The sequence below is a fragment of the Cupriavidus sp. WS genome (genome assembly GCF_000395345.1).
Lineage (GTDB): Bacteria > Pseudomonadota > Gammaproteobacteria > Burkholderiales > Burkholderiaceae > Cupriavidus > Cupriavidus basilensis_B.
In genome coordinates, this window is sequence record NZ_AQPL01000621.1 from 1 (window position 1) to 4,347 (window position 4,347).

Below are 4,347 nucleotides of genomic sequence, written 5' to 3' on the forward strand. Positions count from 1 at the left end.
GGCCAGCGGCGCCGACAACTCGCGCCACAGCACGCCATCCGCGCTGCGGTACCGCACCACCTGCCAGCGCGTGGGCTGGCCCGGCGCGTCCAGCGCGCGCACGATGCGCAACTGCGCGCCGTCGAACGCGATGGCGCCGTCGCCGAGGTCGTTGTCCGGCACCGCGTCGGCCAGGTCGATCGACATCTGCTCGAACATCCGGTCCACTTCGCGCAGGTCCGTCATGGTGTCGATGACGCCCTGCTGGCCGCGGATGATCCCCGTCAGCGATTTCCACGACATCAGCGCGACAATGGCCAGCAGCGCGATGGCGATCACCATCTCGATCAGCGTGAAGCCGCCACGGCGGCGCGGCGCGGCCCTCATCGCGCCATCACCTGCGCCAGTTGCGCCAGGCGCGCGCCAGGGTCGGCGGGGCGGTAGACCGAGACCACGGCCAGCAGCAGGCCCGGGTCGCCGGTTGGCGACACCACTTCCTCGCACAGCAGCGCCACCGGCCCCTGGTCGCAGCCGAAGCGGCGCGTGCCCGGCTCGGGCGGGCGCCCGGCCAGCCGCAGTTCGGCAAGCCGGTTCGCCGCGCTCCAGCCGGCGACCGTGCGCGCGCGCAGGCTGTCGCTGTTGTCCGCCATCATGCCCGCGGCGCGCAGGCAGGCGCCCAGCGCGACGGCCACGATGACCAGCGCCACCAGCACCTCGATCAGCGTGAAGGCGGCGGCGCGGCGGCGCGCTTCGCTATTGCACGGCATAGCGGCCCGGCGCCAGCGTCACGATGCGCACGGTGGCGCCGTCGCGCTGCAGCACGATCTCCAGCGTGGGCTCCACCGCCTCGCGCCCGAACAGCACGCGCGCGCTGCCGGCCTGCGCCGGCTGGTCCGGCTGCGCGACCTGCAGCATGGTCAGCGGGCCGCCCCAGTCGCCGGGCCGCAGCGTGTCGTCGCGCAGCGGCGCCCAGCGTGCCCCTGCGCGCACGAGGAAGCGGAACCCCCGCGGCGAGGCCTCCCAGGCAATGATCTCGCCGCGCAGGCGGGCCTCGTCGTGCGCGCCCTGCAGCAGCCACACCAGCCGCTGCGCCTGCTGCGCCAGCAACTGGCGGGGGCTGGGCTGCGCGTTGACGGCGACCATGCCGCTGACGATGCCGATGATGACGATGACCACCAGCATCTCCAGCAGCGTGAACCCGCGCCTACTCCCAGTTGCCGATGTCGGCATCGTTGCCGCTCCCGCCGGACTGGCCGTCGACGCCGAGGCTGAACACGTCGATCTCGCCGCGCACGCCAGGGTTGAGATACTGGTACGGATGGCCCCACGGGTCCTTGGGCAGCTTTTCCAGGTAGCCACCGCCCTTCCAGTTGTTCGGCACCGGTTCGGTGGCGGGGCGGGTCACCAGCGCGACGAGGCCCTGGTCGGTGGTGGGGTAGCGGCTGTTGTCGAGGCGGTAGAGCTTGAGCGCCTGCAGGATCGAGGCGATGTCCTGGCGCGCGGCGACGATGCGGGCTTCGTCGGGGCGGCTCATGATCTTGGGCACCACCAGCGCGGCCAGCACGCCGAGGATCACGATCACGACCATGATCTCGATCAGCGTGAAGCCGCGGGCAAGGCGCTTGTGTCGGTGTCGCGTCGCAGTCATCGCAGATTTCGCAAGAGGGTTGTCATGGCGGCGCGGTACAACGCTGTCACGGGCCGCGCCATGCGTCATGGGGCCGGTCGATTCTGTCCAGCGCGGGGGGCAATGTGGTGACACATCCTGCGCGGTTTCTGACACCGAATGTTCATGCCGGGAGGGCTGCCATGCCGGGACTGCCGAGCTTGCCGGGCTGGTTGAGCGCATCAGGCGCATTGAGATCACTGCGCCTGGACGAACTGCCGGGGCGCACGCCGCGGGAGCTGGCGCCGCCGGGGCTGGCGCTGGCCGGCGCCGTGGCGTGCGTGGCCGTGGCGGCGTACTGGGCATGGCGGATCGCCGCGCCGTCGCCGGCCATGCCGGCGGCGCCGGCGGCCGTTGCCGCGCCGGCCGGCGGCGGGGAGGGGGCTGGCTTGTTCGGGGCGCAGCCGGCGCGGGATCAGGGGCTGCGCGTGGCCGTGCGCGGCGTGATCCGTCCGGCGGGCGAGGGCGGTGGCGGCGCGGCGGTGCTGTCCGTGGCGGATGCGGCGCCGCGGCTGGTGCAGGCGGGCAGGGAGGCCGCGCCCGGGCTGGTGCTGGCCGAGGTGCGCGCGCGTTCGGTGGTGCTGAGGCGCGGCGCGGCCACGCAGGAGGTGGCGATGGCGCCGAAGCGCGCGCTGCCGGTCCTGGCGGCGACGGAGACGGAGATGGAGACGGCGGCGGCGGACGGCGGCCCGGCGCTGGTGACCAATATTCCCCGCGCCAGCCGCTAAGCATCCGCGCGAGCGTCCCCGCCAGGCATCCGCCAGCTACTTCACCATCTGGTTGATTTCCAGGATCGGCATCAGCACCGCCAGCACGATCGTCAGCACCATCAGTCCCATCCCCAGGATCAGCGCCGGCTCCATCAGGCCGGTGAGGAACAGCGTGCGCCGCTCCAGCTGGCTCGCTTCGCCCTGCGCGGCCCGTTCGAGCATGTCGGGCAGGTTGCCGGTCGCCTCGCCCGAGCGGATCAGGTGGATCAGCACCGGCGGAAACCGGTTGGTGGAGGCCAGCGCGCGCGCCAGCGAGGTGCCTTCGCGCACGCGGGAGATGGCGTCTTCGACCGTGGCGCGCAGCGCCACGTTGTTGAGCGTTTCCCCGGCCGCCTGCAGCGCGCGCAGGATGGGCACGCCGGCGCTGGTCAGGATGGCCAGCGTGCTGGCGAAGCGCGCGGTGTTGTAGCCGCTGACCAGCTTGCCCAGCAGCGGCGCGGTCAGCAGCCAGCCGTGCCACTGGTGGCGCGGACCCGGCAGCGCCAGGATGCGCCGTATCAGCCAGCCCAGCAGCGCCAGGCCGATGGCGGCCAGCCATCCCCAGGCGCGCGCGAAATCGCTGCAGGCGAGCATGACCTCGGTGATCGCCGGCAGTTTCTGTCTGGTGGTGGTGAACACGCCGACCACCTGCGGCACCACGTAGGTCAGCAGGAACACCACGATGCCGAACGCCACCACGGTGACCACGGCCGGATAGGTGAAGGCCAGCTTGATCTTCTGCGTGAGCGCGTTGCGGCCCTCGACATAGTCGGCCAGCCGCGTCAGCACCAGGTGCAGCTTGCCGCTGTGCTCGCCGGCGGATACCAGCGCGCGGTAGATGTCGGGGAAGTCGCGGGGATGCTGGGCGAGCGCGCCGGACAGCGACTGGCCGCTCACCACGTCGGCGCGGATGGCGCTGACCAGGTGGCGCACGTAGGCGCGCTCGGCCTGGTCGGCCAGCGCCGACAGCGCTTCGTTGAGGGGCAGCCCGGCGGACAGCAGGCTCGACAACTGGCGCGTGAACAGCGCCTGCTCCTGCGCGCCCAGCCGGCCGCCGAACAGCGTGACGCCGCCGCCGTTGGCCGCGGCGGTCACCGGCAGCACCTTCAGCGGCGTGAGGCCGCGCGTGCGCAACTGGCTGCGCGCCGCCCGCGATCCCTCGGCGTCCAGCACGCCGCGGTGGAGCTTGCCGCCAAAGTCCACGGCTTCATAGCGAAAAGCGGGCATGGTCGCCCTCCCTGTCAGTCCTTGGTCACGCGCAAGACTTCTTCCAGCGTGGTGTCGCCGGCGTCGATCCAGCGCTGGCCGTCCTCGCGCATGGTCAGCATCCCGCCCGCCACGCCGGCGGCGCGGATGTCCGCGTCGGCGGCCTGCTGGTGGATCTGGCGGCGCACCGCATCGTCCACCACCAGCAGTTCATAGACCCCGGAGCGTCCCTGGAAGCCGGTCGGGCCGCAGCGGTCGCAGCCCACCGGGCGCCAGCGGCCGTCCTCGACGCGGCGGCACGCCGGGCACAGCCGCCGCACCAGCCGCTGCGCCAGCACGCCCAGCAGCGACGACGACAGCAGGTAGGGCTCCACGCCCATGTCGGTCAGCCGCGTCACCGCCGAGGCGGCGTCGTTGGTGTGCAGCGTGGCCAGCACCAGGTGGCCGGTGAGCGAGGCCTGCACCGCGATCTGCGCGGTTTCCAGGTCGCGGATCTCGCCGATCATGATCACGTCGGGGTCCTGGCGCAGGATCGCGCGCAGGGCCTTGCCGAAGGTCATGCCGATGCGTTCGCCGACCTGGGTCTGGCCGATGCCGTCAAGGTCGTATTCGACCGGGTCCTCCACGGTCATGATGTTGGTCGTGTCCGCGTCCAGCCGCGACAGCGCGGCATAGAGCGTGGTGGTCTTGCCCGAGCCGGTGGGCCCGGTCACCAGCACGATGCCGTGGGGCTGGCCGATCAGGCGG

7 protein-coding genes are annotated in these 4,347 nt (G+C 72.4%); 1 reads left to right on the forward strand and 6 read right to left on the reverse strand.

The window, feature by feature from the left end; all coding sequences use genetic code 11:
- The 4 genes from K206_RS0135755 to gspG all read right to left on the reverse strand — a co-directional run.
- On the reverse strand, positions 1-366 hold a 366-nt coding region (locus tag K206_RS0135755; RefSeq protein WP_020207040.1), incomplete at its 3' end, for a type II secretion system protein J.
- Complete coding sequence (gene gspI, locus K206_RS0135760) at positions 363-746, reverse strand: type II secretion system minor pseudopilin GspI (protein ID WP_020207041.1); 384 nt, start codon at positions 744-746, stop codon at positions 363-365. The genes gspI and K206_RS0135755, both read right to left, overlap by 4 nt.
- A complete protein-coding gene (locus K206_RS40390; protein WP_043367881.1) occupies positions 733-1,209 on the reverse strand; it encodes a GspH/FimT family pseudopilin in 477 nt (158 codons plus the stop codon). The genes gspI and K206_RS40390 overlap by 14 nt, the downstream gene beginning before the upstream one ends.
- Positions 1,184-1,627: a type II secretion system major pseudopilin GspG gene (gspG, locus tag K206_RS0135770; protein WP_020207043.1), complete on the reverse strand. Its 444-nt coding sequence runs from the start codon at positions 1,625-1,627 to the stop codon at positions 1,184-1,186. The genes K206_RS40390 and gspG overlap by 26 nt, the downstream gene beginning before the upstream one ends.
- A gap of 209 nt (positions 1,628-1,836) precedes the next feature.
- Between gspG and K206_RS40395 the strand changes: the two genes are divergently transcribed.
- Complete coding sequence (locus K206_RS40395) at positions 1,837-2,373, forward strand: hypothetical protein (protein WP_020207044.1); 537 nt, start codon at positions 1,837-1,839, stop codon at positions 2,371-2,373.
- Positions 2,374-2,409: 36 nt separating this feature from the next.
- Here the strand turns inward: K206_RS40395 and gspF are convergent, their stop codons facing one another.
- Both gspF and K206_RS0135785 read right to left on the reverse strand, forming a co-directional pair.
- A complete protein-coding gene (gene gspF, locus K206_RS0135780) occupies positions 2,410-3,621 on the reverse strand; it encodes a type II secretion system inner membrane protein GspF (protein ID WP_020207045.1) in 1,212 nt (403 codons plus the stop codon).
- A 14-nt stretch (positions 3,622-3,635) separates the two neighbouring features.
- The coding region (locus K206_RS0135785) for a GspE/PulE family protein (RefSeq protein WP_020207046.1) at positions 3,636-4,347 on the reverse strand (712 nt) is incomplete at its 5' end.

Excerpts from the sequence above, each read along its gene's own strand:
- gspI (WP_020207041.1), bottom strand. The coding sequence starts at position 746 with ATGCCGTGCAATAGCGAAGCGCGCCGCCGCGCCGCCGCCTTCACGCTG.
- K206_RS40390 (WP_043367881.1), bottom strand. The coding sequence starts at position 1,209 with ATGCCGACATCGGCAACTGGGAGTAGGCGCGGGTTCACGCTGCTGGAG.
- gspG (WP_020207043.1), bottom strand. The coding sequence starts at position 1,627 with ATGACTGCGACGCGACACCGACACAAGCGCCTTGCCCGCGGCTTCACG.
- gspF (WP_020207045.1), bottom strand. The coding sequence starts at position 3,621 with ATGCCCGCTTTTCGCTATGAAGCCGTGGACTTTGGCGGCAAGCTCCAC.